The sequence below is a fragment of the Campylobacter magnus genome (assembly GCF_028649595.1).
In the GTDB taxonomy this organism is placed as follows: Bacteria; Campylobacterota; Campylobacteria; order Campylobacterales; family Campylobacteraceae; genus Campylobacter; species Campylobacter magnus.
The window spans coordinates 118909-140381 of record NZ_JAQSLK010000003.1 but is presented as its reverse complement, the minus strand read 5'-3'; the positions used below and the strand labels follow the sequence as shown (position 1 = coordinate 140381).

Genomic DNA, 21473 nt, shown 5'->3' with positions numbered 1-21473 from the left:
TTCCCTAAGGGTTGGCTTAAAGCTCTAAGAGATTAAGCAAACTGTAGAACGCCATTATCTACTTTGTAAGTATCTGCTACTATATCAGCACCGTTAATAGTAGCTATTAACTGAATATCTTTTATAGTAGTAGCACTGTTATTTCCAGTTACTAGATAAACACCAGTTAGGTCTTTTTGATCACCTGAGTTGCTTACAAATACTACTGCTTGTGAGCCGGTTGCTTCACTAGCTACTTTGCCTACTTTAGCAGCGAGTTCTTCTTTTGTAAGAGCAGTTACATCTTTAGAACCTAAAGTAGCGTCACCTGATGTTTGTAGTGCGTATGCTTTTGCATTAGCAGTACCACTGCTTGCATCTGGTAGAGCCTTTAGTTTATTACTATCAGTACCAGCTAGACTAGCTACAGTAGCACTAAAGTCGATTTTGTCGTTTTGACTAGCATCACCAATGATGAATTTCTCTTTTAGATTAGCACCAGTGATGGTAACGGCATTTTCCTTAGTGTCTAGTTTAGCTAGTTTGATAGTCTCAACTAATTTGTCATCTACATTTAGAGTTACTGTAGATTTAGCTGCTACATCTTGTATAGTTACACCTGCGATAGCCTCAGCTCCAGAGCCATTTTTTAGCCCAGTTAGGTCTATAGTAGTTTCTTTATCAGTATTAATAGTAAATGAACCAGAGCCTTTGCCATTAGATACTAGAGTGATACCAGCTGCACCTTCTTTTACAGCGTCTTTGATAGCTGTGAAGTTGATTGTCGCACCACTATCAGCACTATTAACACCACCAAGGCTGATTTTTTCTATACCAGAGATTTCAGTAATCTTGCTATAGTCTTTACCAGCAGTAGCAGCATTATCTAACAATAGAGTATCATTAGTGCCTGCAGTACCTTTTACTGATGTTAGATTAGCAACACCTGTTATACTTGTAGCATCTATAGTGATAGCTGAGTTTTCAGCTACTTTTGTGATACCTGATAGGTCGATAGTTTTAGTATTGCTAGCATCAAAGCCATTAATTGTTAGAGCTTTACCTTCAAGTTGGCTGATTTTTGATGTATAAGCAATTTTGTCACTGTCAACAGTTGCTTTATCTGCTAGAAGGTCTACATTAATTTTAGTAGCAGTATCACCACTTACTTTGATGCCTTCTACACCAGTTAGAGTAAATGCACCAGACGCGTATCCAGTGCCACCACTAGCCTGTAGAACTACTATGTCAGTACCATCACCTAGGTTGATGTCTAGACCATTTTTGAATTTACTAGCTGACGCACTAGCATCAAAAGTATATGCACTTAGATCTAGAGTAGTGTTAGCAGCTCCATCAGTGATCCCTACAATAGCAGTAGCGTTTACTTTGTCTAGATTGATTGTTCTAGTGCCAGTGCCATCAAATTTTACATTTGTAAGAGCTGCAGTCTTTGCAGTCACTGTTGGATCAAATGATACTGTACCACTATCACCTGTAGCATTTATCGTAAGCATTACAGCAGAAGCTGCTTTTAGCGTAGTAATAGCATCTGTATTATCTAGGCTTAGAGTAACATTTTTGTTGTTTACATCTAGTGGAGCTTGAGATAGCACTAGTTCATAATCATTATCCCCTCCACCTACTATTTTTTGAGCTTTGATTTTAGCAGGCTCAGTAACTGGTGTTGGTGGAACTGGAGTACCACCATCGAATGCTAGAGTGCCATCTTTGATTTCGTCTTGAGCATTGATGATGTTATCTACTTTGACTACTTGAGTAGCTACACCAGCTTTTACTACGAAGATATCAGCATTGCCAGTTGCAGTTGAGCTGCTATTTACAGCGATGATAGCATCACCTTTGAAGCTAGCTGCTGCTATAGCTGCATCTACTGCTTGTTGTGCTGTTTGACCAGCAGTTACAGTTGTGAAGTATAGTTTACCAGTCTCGATAGTGCCTTTTAGCTCTGCAAATGAACCATTTAGAGTGAAGTTGTTGCTAGTTACTAAATCACCTGCTTGAACATTGTTTACAGTTACACCAGTAGCTGCGCCTAGAGTTACAGTCTCAGTTATAGCTTTAGCAGCAGTTCCACTACTTAGAGTTACAGTTTTGCCAGATTGCACGCCAGTTACTTCGATAGCAGCTGCTTTGCCTGCAACTTCAGTGTTAACTAGGCTAGATAGGTCTACATTGCCATTATTTGCTGTACCAGCTTTTACAATTAGTGGTTTGTTTACATTGCCAGATTCATTGATAAGCTCTAGAGTTTTGTTAGGCTCAGCATTTGCAAAAATAGCATCAGAGTTGATAGTAGTACCAGTGTAAGCAAGTTTCTCAACGCCTGTCATTGAGAAGCCATCTGCAGCTGCCTCACCACCGATTGTTAGAGTATCAATACCATCGCCAGCATTTACTACTGTCACAGTTCCTGCTGGTAGAGCAGAGATGTCAATTTTATTGTCAGCATTGTTTGTAACGATTGCGCTGATTTGAGCATTAGCTGCTACTGTTACATTGTATTGAGTATTATCAGTTGCTGATCCAAGAGTTAGTGTTGGGATTACTGCATCAGCTGGAACGCTTACTTCTACAGCTTGAGCAGGAGTTGTGCCTTTATTTTCTATTACAAGTGCAGCAGCTTTAACACCAGCTGGAAGTTTAACACTTGTGATGCTAGCTACATCTGGATTTGTGCCTAGCTCTACAGCATACGATTTATTTGGATCGCTCATCACTACAGTGCTAAGGTCTAGCTCGCCACTAGTAACTGGATAATCTTTAGTGTCGACTGTCTCGCTTGGAACTGGAGTGTCGCCACCTATAAAGTCAGTTGTAGCTAGAGCTTTGTCTACTGTAGCTACTAGTTTGATATTGTCTCTTGTAGCTGTAGCACCGTCTACTTTCCATACATATGAAGCTTTACCATTAGCAGTGTTGATAGCTACATAGTTTGTGCCAGCTTGAAGACCAGTAACGTTTTCTTGGATGTATTTTAGTGCTTGAGTAGCTTTGCTTGGATCTATTTTATCAGCTTTTACTAGATCTAGAGCTACTACATATGAGCCATTTGCTACTACTAGTTTATCAGCAGTGTCGCCTTTAGCAAAGTTTTTGATAGTAACGCTTACTTGCTCATTGCCTTTTACATCAGGGTTAAAGATTTCTATGCTCTCTGTGATACCTTTGTCTTTGCTAAGAGTGATAGTCTCTTTAGTAAGGCCGTTTAGAGCTACAGTAGCACTCTCATTTTTATCTACACTAAGACCGCTTAGGTTGATGCTTGTAGTAGCTTTAGCATCGCCAGACACTACTAGATTTGAGCCATTTACAAACTTAGCTTTTAGACCATTTGCTGCCTCAGCTGAGATAATAGCATTAGTAGCGTCGATAGTCTCGAAGCCTTTGATGCTTTTTACGCCAGAAAGGTCAAGTGTGCCATTAAGTGTAAGAGTGTCTTTTGAGCCTGCGCCGCCATCTAGAGTGATTTTTGCTTCATTAGCAGCAACTATGATATCGCTGTTGATCACTAGGTCGTCATTACCAGCACCTAGATCGATAGTACCCCCAGCAAGTACAGTGCCATTGATAGTTAGTTCATCATCACCTGCGCCAAGGCTAGCTTTTTTGATGCTACCAGTTGAAGCTACAGTTACGCTCTCGCCAGCATTTCCACCAGTGTAGTTGCCTAGTACACTACTTACATCGATAGCTACATCACCTTTAGTAGCGCTAGATACAGATAGGTTCTCTAGGTTGCCAGTTACTTTTAGGTTTACATCACCAGTACCAGTGATGCTAACGCTATTGCCAAAGTTAACGCCATCTAGGTCGCCTTCTACATTTGCTGAGCCGTTGTTAACGATTAGTTTTTCTATATCGCTGACTGTAGGTAGGTCGCCATTAAGATCTAGTAGCTTGTGAGTAGAATCACTAGTTACATTTACAACTAGAGTATCGTCAAAGTCAGTGTTGCCAGATACTTTGTCTGTTGTTTGGATAGTGCCTTTTTCTGCGTCGATTAGGTTTACAGTACCGCGGAATGTAGTAGCTGCAGTAGCCTCGCTAGCATCTAGATCATCGTCGTTAGCTTTTGTGAATACTTGTGAAGTTCTGTTTTGGTAGTTGCCAGCGATTAGATCGATTTCTTCTTGTACATCTTCTACTGTAGAACCAGCTACAACGCCTTCCATCATAAGTTTTAGTTGATCTAGAGCTGCTTTTTTCTCATCAGCTGTTACATTAGAGCTGAAAGCTGAGAATTTTGCGCTGAAAGCATCTGCTACTGCTAGTTTAGCAGTGATAGCCTGATAATCATCATTATCAACACCACTAGCCATAGCAGCTGCTGTAAACTGAGCTAGTAGGTCGCCTCTAGAAGTGCCTAATGTAAGAGCATTTGCCCAGAAGTCTAGACCCTCAGCGTCAGCCTCGCGGCCTAGTAGGTTTGTGTATAGAGCTTGTACGAAAGCTTTGTTTGTTGCGATTAAGCCTTGGTAGTCAGCATTTGCTGGATCTGCTTGACCAGCTGCTAGAACAGCTGCTTTGAACTGAGCTAGAACTGCTTCTTTTGAAGTAGTAGCTAGAAGTGAGTTCCAGAAAGCTTTGCCCTCAGCGTCGCTTGCGCGGCCAAGAAACTCAGTGTATAGAGACTCTACGAAGTCCTCTGTGTTCTCAGCGATAAAGATGCTGTTAAGTAGAGAATCAAGGTTAAGAGAACCTGCTCCCCAAGTAGCTGCTGAGCCCTCTGCTGGGCGACCCAAAAGACCAAGAAATGCTTGGTTTACTTGTGTTGTTGTTAGTGCCATATTGGCTCCTTCTATAGAAAAATTTGAAAAGAGCAATTTTCAATACAAAATTTTATTTTAAGAATTGCTTCTAATATCGTAGTAATAGTGCTTAGAGGTGCTTTGTTAAATTTGCTTGTGAATTTAAGTTTGAGTTAAGTATTAAGAAATCTTTAAAGATATTTTTGACAATACTAGAACAATTATCAAAATGAGTAAATTTAGTCCTTAAAATAAAGAACAAAAATGAAAAAGTTTTAAAAAAGTTACTAAAAGTGGGTGAAATGATGAAATGGTAGAGGTTTAAAGGCAGTGTTGCTTTAGCTAAGAGCTTGCTTGCAGTATTTAGTAAAAGCTAGGGAATTCTAGAATTCTTTGTGATGAGATCCGCTGAAGGGGTCGGGGGATGAGATAGTAGGGAATTTTAGATAAAATCTAGAATTCCTAGAGATTGCTTCGCTTCGCTCGCAATGACGAAGGGAATTCTAGAATTCCCTGGCTCTATATCCCTAGTTTGCTGTGGCTTCCCACATCTACTAGATAAAGCTCCAAAACATCATCAAACACTCTATATATCAGCGCCAAATCAGGCTTTACATGGCAATCTCTAAAGCCTGCGTACTCGCCCTTTAAGGCGTGGTCTTTGTAGCTTGGTGCCAGTGGCTGTGCGCTTGCTAGCAGCTGCACCACATCTAGCACCAGCTCACGCTCGCTAGCACTCAGGGCTTTCATGCTCTTTTTAAAACGCTTTGAAATGCTGATTTTATAGCGCACGCATTTCCTTAGCAAAGTCATCAAAGCTCTCAAACTTCTCTGTTTGCCCACTTTCAAACTCAGCTATAGCATCATCAAGCGCCTTTATGCACTTTTGCTCTTTTATCTCTAGCTTGGCGCCAAACTCCCTTGCTAGCGCCTTAAAGCTTCTAAGCAGGCTTTTATCATCGCTTTGTAGTGTGAGTGTGTAGGTCATCATTTGCCTTTGTATTTTTGCGGATATTATAGCAGATTTTTTATTCTTTTTTGCTTCGCATCCGCTCTTTGCTTCGCATCCGCTGGTTAGGGGTGCGGGGCGTTTTTTAGGGAATTCTAGAATTCCTATAAACGCAAAAAGTCTCTATGAATTCTAGAATTCCCCACATTAAACACAGCAAAAAATATGCAATTAAGCAGTTTTTGCCTTATCTGTGCTTATGATATAAAAAAGTACCGCACACAAGCAGGCCATCGCACAAGTTGCTATAATGATATTTATCATAACTCCCCCAGTTCATGTTGTAATTTTATGATTTTTCTGTGAAGCAAAATCACGCTAATGCCTATTAGCACTACTCCTATCATCGATACTGCCGTCAGCCACAGCGGCACACTCACCACCTCACCAGCCGCGCCAAAGGCAAACCCACAAAGCGCGATAAAGGTAGTAAGCATCTTGCCTTGATAGCTTTGCCACAGACTAAGGCTGTTTAAAACTTCTTCTTTTTTGCTCATTTTGTGCCTTTGATTTGCTGGTATTATAGCAGATTTTTAGGAATTTTTGCGATTTTAGAATTACTTAGTGATATAAAAAAGCCCCTTTGGCAGATACCAAAAAGGGCGAAAGTTAATCTAGAATTCCTAGAGATTGCTTCGGTTGCTTTGCTCCCTCGCAATGACGGAATTTTTGCAATGACGGCGATTTGATGAGATTGCTTCGGTCGCTTTGCTCCCTCGCAATGACGGAATTTTCGCAATGACGGAATTTTGAACGGAATTTTGAATGAGATTGCTTCGTCGTTCGTTTCACTCACTCCTCGCAATGACGAATGATATAAACGCAAAAGCCCCTAGAATTCTAGATTTTATCTAAAATTCTAGGGGCAAGATAATCTAGAATTCCCTATGGAATTCTAGAGTGTGCTTAGGGAATTTTAGAATTCCCTAAGGGCTTGCTTAAAGCTTAAAAGAATTAAACAATAGCAAATGTACCACTAGTTAGAGTATCAGTCTCCTTAACAGCTTGATCAAATGTAGCTAGTAGTTTTAGCTCAGTTTTGTCAATTGCTGCTGTAGTATCTTTTTGATCTACATAATAAACAGCTGATTTATCAGTACCATTAGTTACAAATATAGCAAATTTATTAGAAGCTGAAGTAGTGCCTGTTATGTTAGCAGCTGCAAGAGCTTTTGCTACTGCTTCATTACTAGTGATACTGCCAGTAGCCATTACAAATGAGTAACCTTTAGCATCTGTAAGTCCTCCACTTGCTGCAGCTTTTAGTTTATTAGTGTCATTACCTGAGATGGTGCTTAGTGCAGCAAAGGCAATAGTATCACCTTGCTCAAAATTTGTGATATCTACTTTTTTAGCATCTGCTGTTATAGCGATAGCATCAGCTGTTTTGTTGCCTAGGCTATCAGTTTTGATTAGTTTGATAGTACCACCTTTTACACCATTAAGATTAAAACTATTTGGAGTGGTAGTGCCGTCAGTAAGTTTTAGGTTAGATAGGTTAAGACCGCTTGAGCCTACTTTATCTATAGTGATAACTGCATGTTTATCAATAGCATCATCTTTATGGCCTAGAGTGTAAGTTTTACCGTTTAGTTGAGCTACGCTTAGGTTACCAGTACCAGCGATTTTCTCTATGCTAACAAGTGTAGCTTTTGCGCTGTTATCACCGATTTCTACTGTATCGATACCAGCACCACCATTTACTGTTACAGCGTTACTAGCACCAGAGATATTGATGTAGTCTGAAGCAGTGCCAGTAGTTACACTATTCATACTGCTATCTACTTCGATATTTGATTTAGCAGAACCTTTGATTGTAAGGTCTTTTGCGCCACCGATGTCAGTACTAGTAGTTAGATCAACAGTTTTTACATTTGAGCCAGTAGTGATATTTAGAGTTTTGATACCATTTACAGTGCCGATGTTATTTAGTTCAGTTTGTTCATCTTTTACACCTTTTACGCTTAGGTTTAGAGTATCAGCAAATGAGCTAGAGCCTTCGATGCTAATAGCGTCACCGCCTAGAGTAATGCTAGCGTTAAATACTGTAGCGTGCTCGTCTGAACCCTTAGTAGCTTCTTCTGCGCCTGGTTTTACAGTTACATTAGTGATATCTACATTTTGAGCTTTGAAATCAGAAATAAGAGAGTCTGCAGTCTCAGCAGTAGTGTTAGCATCTACATTTGTCATAATGTCTTTTAGGCTTTGCTCAGCAGCTGCGCCACCTTGGAAGGTATTAACTTGAGCGCTGATTTTCTCTGCAATGCTTAGTTTGTTTTGTAGAGTGTATAGATCACGTGAAGATGGCTGAACTAGGACAGCATTGACGAATTGAGCTAGAACATCACCATAGCTAGCGCCATTATTTAGAGCGTTTAGCCAGAACTCTTTGCCCTCAGCATCACTTGGGCGGCCTAGTAGTTGAGAGTAAAGATTCTCAACGAAAGCCTCTTTGCTGTTTGTGAAATCTGCACCTTTGCGGATATCTACTACTGCGTTTGCAAGAGCTGCAACACTAAGAGAGTTTGCACCCCATGTTACTGCTGAACCCTCTGCTGGGCGACCTGTGATTGCAAGAAATACTTGCTGAACTTGTTGATTTGTTAGTGCCATATTGGCTCCTTCTATAGAAAAATTTGAAAAGAGCAATTTTCAAACTTTTTTTTGGCAATTTTTCTCAATTTTTACCATTAAAATCAGCAATTTTTCACAATCAAATGAAAAAAATTTTTTCATCCGCATTTTTCTACCCTTACTACCCTTAACACCATATTTTTCGCCTTTTTCCTAATATATAATTTTCATTTTTTTACACCCTTTACAAAAAAAATTGGCTTTTTTTCGCAAATTTTGCGATTTTTTTGCTATACTTCGCCTCGGTATTTGAAAAAATACTTATCGATAAGGTGGCAATTTCACTCGCAAAGTTCGATGTACCCGCTATCTCGGCCATTTTTCTTGGCTATAGCGCTGGAGTTGAATGAGTATTGAAAATTGCTCTTTTCAAATTTTTCTATAGAAGGAGCCAATATGGCACTAACAAATCAACAAGTTCAGCAAGTATTTCTTGCAATCACAGGTCGCCCAGCAGAGGGTTCAGCAGTAACATGGGGTGCAAACTCTCTTAGTGTTGCAGCTCTTGCAAACGCAGTAGTAGATATCCGCAAAGGTGCAGATTTCACAAACAGCAAAGAGGCTTTCGTTGAGAATCTTTACTCTCAACTACTAGGTCGCGCAAGTGACGCTGAGGGCAAAGAGTTCTGGCTAAACGCTCTAAATAATGGCGCTAGCTATGGTGATATTCTATCTCAATTCATCAATGCTGTCCTAGTTCAGCCATCTTCACGTGATCTATACACTCTACAAAACAAACTCGGTATCGCAGAGCAAATCTCAGCTCAAATCAACACTTTCCAAGGTGGCGAAGCTAATCTAAAACAAATCATGGATAATGTAGATGCTAACACTACAATCGAAGATCTATCAAACGACCTAGAAGAGTTCAAAGGTCAAAATGTAAATGTAGCTACTGTAAACGTAAACACAAAAGCTGACAATGAGACTGCTACAGAGGGTAGCGAGGAGAGCGCAAGCGTATTTAATGCTACTGTAAACATCCTTGGTGGTGATATTAGCGCTGATGAGAACACTCTACTTCTAAATGGTAGCCGCAACTACAAAGACACTCTAAACCTAACTCTAAGAGCTAGCAAAGAGTCAGAAGATAAAGAAACAGTAAATATAGAAAATGTTTTAAAAGATGTTAACAATGTAGATGTTCTAAACCTAAATGTAAGAGACAACAACATCGCAGGTGTAAGCGGTGATATTAGCGTAGTTAAAAGCGCAACTTTCGCAGGTACTTCAAAAGACGAGCTATCAGTTACTAAAAACATGGATCTACTAGACACTGGTGCTGGTGATGACAAAGTGACTTTCACAGCTTCTACTAGCATCAAAGCTCTAAAACTAGGTAGCGGTGATGATGAAGTTATCCTAACAGGTGTAGCTACTGGCACAAAAACTAGCTACATCGACGGTGGTGCTGGCAACAATACTCTAACTCTAGTTAGTGGTGCTGCTACAAATGATTTCTCAAAAGTATCATTTGATAACATTGATATCATCAAAGCATCAGGTGACCTCTCAACAACAAAAGCAGCAATTCTAAACGCTGCTTCACTAGATGGTGCTAATCTATCTCTAGATTCTGCTGACACTGGTAACATACTAGGCATTCAAGTAACAGCTGCTAATGGTATCAACCTAAGCAAAATCGACTATGTAGAAGGCGGTTCTGGCGCTACTATCGCTATCAATGGTGTAAAAGGTGGCAAAGTTCAACTAAGCGACGCTACGATAACAGATAAAATAGTATTTGACAACAAAGCAAAAAGTGCAACTGTAACTGGCTTCCAAGCTGGAACTGATACTATCACAATCAACAAAACTGATGGCTCAACTGCTACTGGTCCTGCTACTGCATACACAAACAAAGGAGCTGCAACTGTATTAAAAGATAAAGTTATTCTAGATACAAATGCTCTATTGACAATCAATAGCAAAAAAGTAACTGCTGATCTAGTAAATGGCTTTAGTGACCTTTCTACTGATCTTGCAGCAGCTGGTGATATCGGCTATATCGCTCAAGTAAAAGATGGAACTACAAATCTTTACAAAATCACTAACAACGCAACAGCTGGTCTAGACACTGGTGATAAAATAGAGCTAGTAGCTACATTTGATGCAGCTCTTGTAAACGCAAGCTTCAATTCTTAATCTAAGCAAAAATATCTAATTCTAGATATAAAAAGCCCCTTGGGATTTATTCTCAAGGGGCTTTTTGCGTTTATAGGAATTCTAGAATTCCTAGCTTCGGTTGCTTTGCTCCCTCGCAATGACGCAGGGAATTCTAGAATTCCTAAGCTAAAAACACCCCCGCACCCCCAACCAGCGGATGCGAAGCGAAAAAGAGCAAAAAACAAAAATAAATTCAAATCTATTTGCCAAATCTTGCTATAATGGCGCAAAATTTCACACAAAAAGAGAAAAAAACATGACAAATATAATCCTATGCGGTGGTTCTGGCACTAGGCTTTGGCCACTATCACGCACTTTGCTGCCAAAGCAGTTTGTAAAAATGGTAAATGGACAAAGCCTCTTTAGCCTAGCACTTGGGCGCCTTGCTAAGGCTGAACCAAGCTCAAAAAACATAATAATCTGCAACGAAAACCACTACTTCCTAGCCCTAGATGAGTGCGAGGGCAAAGACGCTAGCTTTGTGCTAGAGCCTTTTGGGCGAAATACCGCTGCTGCCATAGCCTTTGGCGCGCTTAGCGTGGATAGTGACGAGATACTTTTTGTAAGCGCAAGCGACCACATAATCGCAAATGAAAGCGCCTTTAAAGCCGCAATTAATGACGCAAAAGCCCTAGCAAATGAGGGCAAGCTAGTCACCTTTGGCATCACGCCTGATGAGCCAAACACCGGCTATGGCTATATCTGCGCAGCAGAAAAAATAGAGCATGGATATAACGTCAAAAGCTTTACTGAAAAGCCAGATCTAGCCACAGCAAAGCAGATGCTAGCAAGTGGGGGATATTTTTTTAATAGCGGTATGTTTTGCTTCAAGGCTGGTGTGCTGCTAGCTGAGCTAGAAACTCACGCTCCAGAGGTGCTAGCAGCTGCTAAAAAAGCCGTAGAAAACGCCAAAAAAGACGGAGCTATCACACGCATAAGCCCAGCTGATATGGACAGCCTGCCTGACATAAGCATAGACTACGCGCTAATGCAAAAAAGCCAAAATATCGCAATGGTAGCACTGGATGCTGGCTGGAGCGATCTAGGCAGCTTCGATGAGCTCTCAAAGCGCCTGCCTAGCTCGCACTACTACAGCGCAGGCTCTGCTGGCTGCTTTGTCCACAGCCCAAGGCAAGTAAGCCTAGTAGGCTGCGAGGATCTCATCGTCATAGACACCGCAGATGCCCTAATGATCGTGCGCAAAGGCTCTAGCCAAGATGTCAAGCTAATCTACAACCAAATCAAAGCAGAGCGCCCAGAACTAGCCCAAATCCACACCAAAGCCTACCGCCCGTGGGGCAGCTACGAGGTGCTAACAGAGGGCGCAGGCTACAAGCTAAAACGCATAATAGTAAAGCCTGCTGGCCGCCTAAGCCTACAAAAGCACACATATCGCAGCGAGCACTGGATAGTAGTAAGCGGCGAGGCGATAGTCCAAAACGGCGAGCAGAGCCTCACACTCTATGCCAACCAAAGCACCTATATCCCAGCAGGCGCGGTGCATAGACTAGAAAACAGGGGCAAAAGCGACCTTGAGCTAATCGAGGTGCAAGTAGGCAGCTACTTGGGCGAGGATGATATCGTGCGCTTGCAAGACGACTATAAAAGGGAGTAGCGGAGTTCTTGCTAGTTTTGCTGGTTTTTGCTCTAGGAATTCTAGAGCTGTTTGCTACATGGAATTCTAGTTTTTTACTCTAGGAATTCTAGAATGTATCCTAGGAATTCTAAAATTCCCTACTATGTCATCCCCCAGCTTGACTTTCTTTGTCATCCTCGGGCTTGACCCGAGGATCTCATCACAAATAAATCTAAAATTCCCTGCGTCATTGCGAGGGAGCAAAACGACCGAAGCAATCTCTAGGAATTCTAGAATTCCCTAAAAAATACCCCATAACCCCAAAAAACGCAGATAAAGCAAGAGAATTCTAAATTTTAACGGGGTTTTAGGAGCGGCAGCCCCCAAGGGTTTAGGGCGTAGCCCCTATAAAATTAGCGAGCTGTGGGGCTTGCCCCACAAAAGCGAGCAAAAATCTAGAATTCCTAAGAATAAATTTAGAATTCCTAGAGATTGCTTTGCTTCGCTCGCAATGACGAGAATTCTAAAATTCCCTAAGCCTTGTGTCATCCCCTGACTTGAAGCCTGTGTCATCCCCGACCTGACTTTCTTTGTCATCCCCCGACCCATTCAGCGAATCTCATCACAAAGAATTCTAGAATTCCCTAGCTTTTACTAAATCCTGCAAGCAAGCTCTTAGCCAAAGCAACACTGCCTTTAAACCCCTACCATTTCATCATTTCAAGTAATTTAGCAACTTTTTTAAAACTTTCTCATTTTTGTTCCTTATTTTAAGGACTAAATTTACTCATTTTGATAATTGTTCTAGTATTGTCAAAAATATCTTTAAATATTTCTTAATACTTAACTCAAACTTAAATTCACAAGCAAATTTAACAAAGCACTTCTAAGCACTATTGCTACGATATTAGAAGCAATTCTTAAAATAAAATTTTGTATTGAAAATTGCTCTTTTCAAATTTTTCTATAGAAGGAGCCAATATGGCACTAACAACAACACAAGTAAACCAAGCATTTCTTGGTCTTTTGGGTCGCCCAGCTACTGGCGCAGAAGCAGCAAAATTTGCAGGTCAACTAGACGCTGCAACTCTAGCTCAAACTCTACTTACTGATGCGTCTTTTAAAAATGAGCTAAGTGTAGAAACTCTAAGCTTTAAAACTGTTGATCTTTTAAACACAGATCCAGCTGCATTTGTAGAGAGCCTTTATACTGCACTTCTAGGCCGTGCAAGTGACGCTGAGGGTAAAGCTTTCTGGCTAAGCGCAGCTGGTGCTACTCCAAATAGAGCTGATGTAGTATCTCAGTTCATCGCAGCTGTTCAAGCTCAAGAAGGCACTGCTGATGCAAACGCATTTGCTGCTATCCAAGCAGAAGACAAAGCTCTTGCTAGTGCTTGGGTTGAAAGCCTATATAACAACCTAGCAGGCCGTGCAAGCGATGCTGAAGGACTAGATTTCTGGACAAACGCTATTGTAAGCTTTACTATGACTCCAGCACAAGTAGCTGCTTCATTTGCTGCTGCTCTAGCACTTCAAGGCAACACAACAGAAGATGGTCAAAACTTCGCTGCTAAACTGGGCGTAGCTGATAACTTCACTGCTAACTTCAAAGATTTCAACAGCCTAGTTACTGCAAACGAAAAAGCAGAGCAACTTAAAAACCTAGTAACAATGATGAACGGTGTAAACAAAGATAGCCAAGTTGATCAATACACTCAAGAAATCACAAAAATCACTGACGAGTATCAAAAGATCGCTGCTATTCAGTTCACTGCAGCTGATGATGACAACCTAGGCATCGATCCAGAAACAGGCGAGAGCAACCTAAAAGGCGCTGCTAACTTCACAGGTACTTACAACCTAACTGACCCTACAAAAGGCACAATCCAATCAAGCGATAGCGCTACTGGTACAGAGGCATACCTAACAGATACTCTAACAGTAAATGTAACTGGCTATGACAAAACTAATCGCGCAGACTTTAACCTAAGCGATCTACCAAGCACTTCAAGCGTTGAAAAACTAGTTATCAACAATGGTGCTGCTAATGTAAATGGCTCAGTAGCTGGTGACTTCCAATACATAAATGTAAATGGTACTGGTAGATTTGAAATCACTGCTAATACAAATAACGCTCTAAAAGATGTCTCTCTTAACTCAGCTGCTAGCAAAGATGGTGAGATCAACACATTTACTACTGGTAATGCGCTAGACAGCATTAAAACAGGTGCTGGCGATGATGAGCTAATAATCCTTAACACTGTTTCAAAAAGCATCAATACAGGCGCAGGTAAAGATACTGTAACTGTAACAACTCTAGGCAAAAACGCTACTGCTGATCTAGGCGCTGGTGATGATACATTTAATGGTTCACTAGATGAAGGTGCTAAACTAAACGGTGGCGCTGGCGATGATACTCTAAATATAGGTAGTGTAGGGAAAAACGCTAGCATCAGTGCAGGTACTGGTGATGATACTATTAAACTACAACAAGGCATCAATCACACAGACGGCAAAGGCAATCCTATCTCTACAGTAGAAATCGATGGTGGTGTAGGTAAAGATGTAATCGACTTTACTGAGCCTTCAGTAGTGGGTGCTAGCACAGACTTCACAGGCATCAAGTCTATCAAAGGCGTTGAGACTATCAAAGTACTAGACGGTATCAAACTAAAAGCTTCAGCTATCAGCGGTCAAAAAATCGAGCTTGATAACAATGGTAATCTAATCCTAGATGCAAAAGATGCAACTAGCGTAGATCTAAGCAAACTTAGCCTAGCAGACGCTGCTAATGTAAGCCTACAAATAAATAACCTAAAATCAAACATCACTCTAAAGAAAACTGATACAAACAGCAACTCTCATATTGCTGAGACCATCACTCTAGATAAAGATGCTAAAGGTATAAAAATTAGCAACTTTGAAGTAGCAGATGATGTAATCAAAATCTCTGGTGTTGATGTATCAGCTGATAAACTAGGAAATGCTGTTACTCCAGTATCAGTAGAACGCAACAAAATATATGAGCTTACTACAACTGACAATAAACAAACTGTAACAAAAACAAATATTGAAGATGGTTTATTGGGTGTAGATCTAACTAATGTAGCTGATGGTGATGTATTCTACATCGCTAGATCACTTCAAAATGCATCAGGTAGCTCAAACAACACTGTAGTATACAAAGTATATGTTGGCAAAGCTGTAAATGGCACAAGTAAAATCGCTAAAGTTGATACTCTAACTACTATCAACACAAAAGATATAGACTTTACTAAAAACTTTGTAAAAGCTGATGACTACGCTGAAGTTATTGCGCCTGTTAATGGAGTAGTAACTATACCTAGCGAAGGTACTGACCCTATATCTATCAAAACTGATAATCTAAAAAATGATGGAACCCTAACTATCTCAGGAACTGGTGTAGAAACCAAAGAAGTTATAGTTCCTAGCGCAAAAGGTCAAAACATCAATGTTGCTGTAGAGACTAAGGTTAAATCACTTACTCTAGGTGACGCTAACGAGACTATCACATACACTGATGCAACTAAACTACCAGAAACAATCAATGCTGGCGCTGGAAATGATACTATAGATCTATCAGCTATTGCTGCTAGTGGCAATCTAACAGTTAACGGTGGCGTTGGCAGAGATACCCTTATCATCAGTGGAAATAACACTATTACTAGCTTAAAAAGTGTTGAAAGTATCAACATTTCAGGCACTAGCATCAATGCAGATGCTCTTAGCGAGAACAATGCTTCAGTAGATGTAAGAACTATAGAGCTTGTAAATGGTAAAACTGCTAAAGCAACCCTAACTGTAGATGCTTCTGGTGCTACAAGCGATATAAATCTAACTAAGTATTTCCAATCTGGTTCAGGTGACAAAGCAGTAGCTCTAGACATTACAAATGTAGCTAACAATGTTAACCTTAACAAAACTGGCAACATCGCTGAGACTATCACTCTAGTTGATACTGCTATTAATGACAAAGCTGTAAAAATCACTGGTCTAGCTACTGGTGATATTGTAAAAGGTGGTGCTCTAGCTAACACTATCAGCGGTCCATTTGTGCTTACTAGACCTAGTGGAGAGAATGCTACTACTACTCTACAAGGTAAAGCTGCTTACTACATAGATGTAAATAACACAGATGTCTCAACAGCAGCTAAAGCTCTAGCAGCTCTAGGCAAGGTTACTCTAGCTAATGGAAGCGAAGCTCTTGTAGCATTTAACACAGACAAAGGAACATACATCTACTCAGTTTCAGGTGCCGCTAGTAATCTAACAGCTACTAACTTCACTCTAGCAGCTATCGTTGATGACAAAATCAACAACCAAGATAGCATAAAAAATGGAGTGATCACATTTACAGCTAATGACACTCCAATAGCGCTAAAAGCTGTTACTAAAACATTTGCTGATCTTGGAGGTGAACCACTAGACCTTGCTGGTGATAAAGTAGACAAAGATGCAAACGCTATCATTGTAAATGGCGTATCTGGTCAACTAACTGTAAGTGGCGCAAATGCTCAAATTGAAAAAGTAGATGCATTTGTAACAGGTGCTTCTGGTAAAGTAACAAAAGGTACTGGTGCTGATAATGCTACAATCAACCTATTCCTAGGTGGTAGTGAAAATGCTAGCGGTACTATCACAGCTGGCAATGAAACTTTCACAGCTGATCTAACAAGTACTGGCGCTACTAATGTATACATCAATACAAGCAACGCAAGTGGCATTACATTTGATAATGTTAGTAATTTTGGTGGCAAAATAGTAGACCTAAAAGGTAAAGCAGCAGCTGATGTGGCAGCTACTGTAAAAATAACAACCGCTATAGAGAAAACAGGAACCGATAATAATGTAATAAAAGTATCAGACCTATTTAGTAATGTAACTAGCAATGATTCTATCACTTTCACTGCTGCAAGTACTGCTACTACAATTGAAGGTTCATCTGGCACTGATACTCTAGTAGTATCTGGTAGCTATAATGTTTTAACTGATATTAAAGACATAGATGTTCTAACACTAAGTGGTGATACTACTCTAAAAGCAGCTGCTATCACTGGTGACACATTAACTATAAATAGTGGTGGTTCTACTAAACTAAGTGTAGATGCTAGCGGTGCTGCAACTGTAGATCTTGGAAATCTACAAAAAGGCAATGCTGCTGTAACTGTTAATCTAACAAATGTGAAAGCAGCAAATGCTGATATAACTCTAAGTGCTAAAGATCAATTTGTTGAGACTGTTGAAGTATCTACAAATGACCTAAATGCAACTGAGAATATCATATTAACTAACTACCAAAGTGCAACAGATAAAATAAAAATTGCAAGTGGTGCTATTGCTGGCAGTTCTGGCACTGTAGCTGAAGTTCAACTAAAAACTGCTATAGGTAATATCTCATATGTAAAAGCTGCAAGTGGTGTTTTGGTACTAGAAAAAAGTTCTAATACTAAAGTAGATGCTGCAGATGCAACACTAGCAAATGCGCTAAACGCCCTAAACAATGGTCTAAAAAATAGCGATAGCAGTGCTATTTTCGAAGCAAACGATGTTGTTCTATTTAGAGATGAAGCTGCAAATAAATCATACCTAATCGGTATTGGTCAGCTTAGCAATACTAAGGATGACATCGTAGTAGAACTAGTAGGAGCTACTTCTCTTACTAGTCTTACTGATGATAATTCTAATGGGTTTACAGTAACTTTTGCTTAATCTCTTAGAGCTTTAAGCCAACCCCTTAGGGAATTCTAGAATTCCCTAAGCACACTAGAATTCCCTAGGGAATTCTAGATTAACCTCGCCCCTAGAATTTTAGATAGAAATCTAGAATTCCTAGGGGCTTTTTGCGTTTATATCATTTGTGTCATCCTCGGGCTGTTTTATGTCATCCTCGGGCTTGACCCGAGGATCTCTAATACTAGGAATTCTAGAATTCTCGTCATTGCGAGAGAGCAAAGCGACCGAAGCAATCTCTAGGGAATTCTAGAATTCCCTAGGACTTATCTCATCACAAATAAATTTAGAATTTCTATAGAGATCCTCGGGTCAAGCCCGAGGATGACATAGTAAGAAATTCTAGAATTCCCTAAAAAATACCCCCTAACCCCCAACCAGCGGATGTGAAGCAAAAAACGCAAATAAAGCAAGAGAATTCTAAATTTTAGTGGGGGTTTTTAGGGGCAGCAGCCCCTAAGGGTTTAGGGCGCAGCCCTTATAAAATTTGCGAACTAGGCTTATCCAGCCTAAAAGCGAGCAAAAATCTAGAATTCCTAAGGATGAATTTAGAATTCCTAAGAATAAATTTATAATTCTTAGAGATTGCTTCGGTCGCTTTGCTCTCTCGCAATGACGTAGGGAATTCTAGAATTTTCTATAGAGATCCTCGGGTCAAGCCCGAGGATGACACAAGGCAAACTGGGAAATGACAGGGAATTCTAGAATTCCCTAGCAGAAATATACTTAGTTTTTGAACATAGTATCTAGGCGGTGGATAGTCTCAGTGGTGATATCGCCTACAAGATACTCTAGCATGATGTAGCCAAGCACTAGCTGGTGGCCAGTGTTTAGCGCGTCTATGCGGGTTTTATACACACGGGCGCGGGCGTCAAACAGCTCCACAATAGAGCGAAGTCCCTCAGCATATCCACGCTCGATAGCAGTCTCGTAGAGTCTAGCAGTCTCTAGAGATGCAAACATGATTTTCATCTGCTCTAGGTAGTTTTTAAACTCGCTTATGGCTGTTTGCTGGCTGATTTCTACCTTGCGGCTGGTGTCTAGCTGCTTGCTCATAGAGCTCATTTTTAGATACTCGCCCTCTTGGACGCGTGAGACTGAGTGAAGTGAGTTAAATATCGGTAAAGTAACTCTAAACATAGTCTCCCACTTGCGCTTTTCATCACCAAAGGTAGCTTTGTCTTTGTATTTGTTGTCTGAGTAAGTTACGCTTATATCAGCATTTGGTAGGAATTCGGTGTAGCGTTTTTGCTTTTCTTTTGTGGCGATTTGGGTTACGATTTCGCTTTGTTTATACTCGAAGTTTGCTAGGACATTTTGGTATTTAGCAAGGCTAAGTCCGTCAAAAAAGTCTAGTTTGATGGTCTCTACATCGTTTTTTACAGCTACTCTCTCGCCTACTAGCTTGGTAAGTTCTAGCTTGGCAACTTCGATTTGGCGTTTGGCGATGTTTACATCAAGCTTGGCTTGGTCGTAGCGGACTTTTGCCTCTAGGGCGTCCATTTTGTTTGCTAGACCCATTTGAAGCTGCTTTTGCATTTGGTCTGATTTGGCTTTGTTGGCTTCTTCGTAGCTGCTGGCAAGCTCTAGGTTTTTGTTCGCAAAGGCTAGGTCAAAATACGCTTTTGCAACGCGGCTTGCTAGCTCTTGGCGAGTGCTTTCGTGCGTGATTTTATAGCCTTGTTCTCTTAGACCCTCTTGGCTGCGTGATATCCATAGATCAGGGCGAAATACCTGCTGACGCAAAGTGATGCCGTATCTTTGGAAGGTTTCGTCTAGTCTGTATTTTTCTTTGCCCTCGTAGGCTTTGTCGTAGCGCTCGCCGTTATAAGAATAGCTAAGCTCTAAGCTAGGCAAAAGTAGCGCAGTGGCCTGCCACACACGCTCACTAGCAGCCATGCTCTCAAAGGCAATGCTCTTTAGCTGCTCATCGTGCTGTAATGCCATCTCATAAGCCTCGCCAAGTCCTATGGCACGCTCTGCGCTAAGCAGGCTTGCGCTAAGGGCTAAAATACTAAGTGTTTTTTTCATTTTCTCATCCTTGTTGTTTGCTTTAGTGAATTCTAGAAAATTCTAAATATAAAATTAGGCTCCAAGATTGCGGAGCAATTTTTATCTAGCAGGCCGCAGCACTAGCCTTTGAGCGCCGTAGCTGAGCGTTCGCAAAAGTTCTGCGACAGCTTTTTGCTATGCACCCACTAACTCAAGCGTAGCGCAAAAAGCAAGCAGAAGCTTTTGCGCAAGGCGCTGGGCTGCGCAAGGCTTGATAGGCAAAAAGTGCCCGCAAACTGAGCCCTAAAACTTTTAATCCTCGTTAAAGGCCTTTTTAAGCATATTATCAAACGGCTTTAAGAAATAGCTTAGCAAGGTTCGGCGGCCTGTTTTTACTATAACTTCAGCTGGCATACCAGGAAGCAAGAAAAAGCCGTTTTTCTCCACTGCTTTTACGCCCTCTTCTGTAAGCTCGGCTTTGATTTGATAAAAAGGATTGCCGTGCTGGTCTGTAAGAGAGTCGGCTGATACATAGCTAACCTTGCCCTCTATGACCTCGGCGGTCTGGGTATTAAACGCGCTAAAGCGTACATCAGCAGGAAGTCCTACAAAAACCTTGTCAATATGTATGGTAGGCAGCTGTGCTTCTACGATATACTCAGCATTTGAAGGCACGATGCTCATTATAGTTTCACCAGGTTTTACAACGCCGCCTATGGTATGAGTGATAAGCTCGACTACGGTGCCATCTACTGGGGATTTGATAGCGGCGCGGTTTTGTTGGTCGTAGTAGGCTCTTAGGCGAGCGCTGGCGTCATTTAGTTTTAGCTTGGCGTCTTCGTATTGTTTTAGTACATCTTCTTTAAAAGTGCGCTCTCTTAGTAAAATCTGCTGTTTTGTCTCTGTGATTTGAACTTCTAGTCTAGCGATATCTGCGTTGCCACTAGCGATTTGCCCTGTGGCATCTACACGCTCACGCTCGATATCACGAAGGCGGATTTTGTCCGTTAGCTGCTCTTTGTAGAGGCGTTGCCACTCCCTTGTTTCTTCGTTTAGCGAACCTACTCTTTTTTGGCGAGAGCTAACTATTGCTTGTGTTCCTGTGATTTGCTTTTTTAGCTGGTCTATGCGTTGGTTTAGGATGAATATTTCATCTTTTAAAAGCTTGTTTTGCTCATCAAAGATACTTTGCTGTCCTGCGGCAGCGGCTTTGAAATCAGGCTCATTTACCACTGCTTCATCCCAGATAATCTCATTTTTATTATCTCTTTGGGCTTCTAGGCGGCTTACTAGCACGCTAGCTTGAAGGAATTCTTTTTTTAGGATATCAATAGAGCTATCTACTTGGGCGTTTTTTATCTCTACTAGCACATCGCCGGCTTTTACTTGGCTACCGTCTTTTACATAGATTTTATTTACTACGCCACCTTCTAGATGCTGGATTTGCTTTTTGTTGTTAGCAACTACTACTTGACCTGGGGCTACAGCTGCGCTATCAAGTGGTGCTAGTCCCATCCAGATGATAAAAACACCTACAAAAATACCTACTATAATAAGGCCAAATTTTACTATTTTATCTTCTTTTTCAAACATC

Annotated in this window: 10 protein-coding genes; 3 read left to right on the top strand and 7 right to left on the bottom strand. The window is 40.9% G+C overall.

The window, feature by feature from the left end; translation table 11 throughout:
- Positions 1-32: 32 nt before the first annotated feature.
- The 5 genes from PTQ34_RS05180 to PTQ34_RS05160 form a co-directional block, all read right to left on the bottom strand.
- On the bottom strand, positions 33-4790 hold the full coding sequence (locus PTQ34_RS05180; protein WP_273932458.1) for a DUF4214 domain-containing protein: 4758 nt from the start codon (positions 4788-4790) through the stop codon (positions 33-35).
- 480 nt (positions 4791-5270) lie between these two features.
- Entirely contained in the window at positions 5271-5543 is a 273-nt protein-coding gene (locus PTQ34_RS05175; RefSeq protein ID WP_273932456.1) for a type II toxin-antitoxin system RelE/ParE family toxin, read from the bottom strand.
- Complete coding sequence (locus PTQ34_RS05170; RefSeq protein ID WP_273932455.1) at positions 5533-5739, bottom strand: hypothetical protein; 207 nt, start codon at positions 5737-5739, stop codon at positions 5533-5535. The genes PTQ34_RS05175 and PTQ34_RS05170 overlap by 11 nt, the downstream gene beginning before the upstream one ends.
- Positions 5740-6020: 281 nt before the next feature.
- Positions 6021-6257 carry a hypothetical protein gene (locus tag PTQ34_RS05165; protein WP_273932454.1) on the bottom strand — a complete coding sequence of 79 codons (237 nt, stop codon included), beginning with the start codon at positions 6255-6257 and terminating at the stop codon, positions 6021-6023.
- 457 nt (positions 6258-6714) lie between these two features.
- Positions 6715-8373: a DUF4214 domain-containing protein gene (locus PTQ34_RS05160; protein WP_273932453.1), complete on the bottom strand. Its 1659-nt coding sequence runs from the start codon at positions 8371-8373 to the stop codon at positions 6715-6717.
- A 417-nt stretch (positions 8374-8790) separates the two neighbouring features.
- Here PTQ34_RS05160 and PTQ34_RS05155 point away from each other — a divergent pair, with 417 nt between their 5' ends.
- From PTQ34_RS05155 to PTQ34_RS05145, 3 genes are all read left to right on the top strand, one after another.
- Positions 8791-10539, top strand: a complete 1749-nt coding sequence (locus tag PTQ34_RS05155; RefSeq protein ID WP_273932451.1) for a DUF4214 domain-containing protein — start codon at positions 8791-8793, stop codon at positions 10537-10539.
- Between the two features lie 277 nt (positions 10540-10816).
- Entirely contained in the window at positions 10817-12175 is a 1359-nt protein-coding gene (locus PTQ34_RS05150; RefSeq protein WP_273932450.1) for a mannose-1-phosphate guanylyltransferase/mannose-6-phosphate isomerase, read from the top strand.
- A gap of 942 nt (positions 12176-13117) precedes the next feature.
- On the top strand, positions 13118-17866 hold the full coding sequence (locus tag PTQ34_RS05145; protein ID WP_273932447.1) for a DUF4214 domain-containing protein: 4749 nt from the start codon (positions 13118-13120) through the stop codon (positions 17864-17866).
- 747 nt (positions 17867-18613) lie between these two features.
- On the opposite strand, the gene PTQ34_RS05140 is transcribed toward PTQ34_RS05145, so the two are convergent.
- Complete coding sequence (locus PTQ34_RS05140; RefSeq protein WP_273932446.1) at positions 18614-19918, bottom strand: TolC family protein; 1305 nt, start codon at positions 19916-19918, stop codon at positions 18614-18616.
- A 273-nt stretch (positions 19919-20191) separates the two neighbouring features.
- Entirely contained in the window at positions 20192-21472 is a 1281-nt protein-coding gene (locus tag PTQ34_RS05135) for an HlyD family type I secretion periplasmic adaptor subunit (protein ID WP_273932444.1), read from the bottom strand.
- Position 21473: the final 1 nt, after the last annotated feature.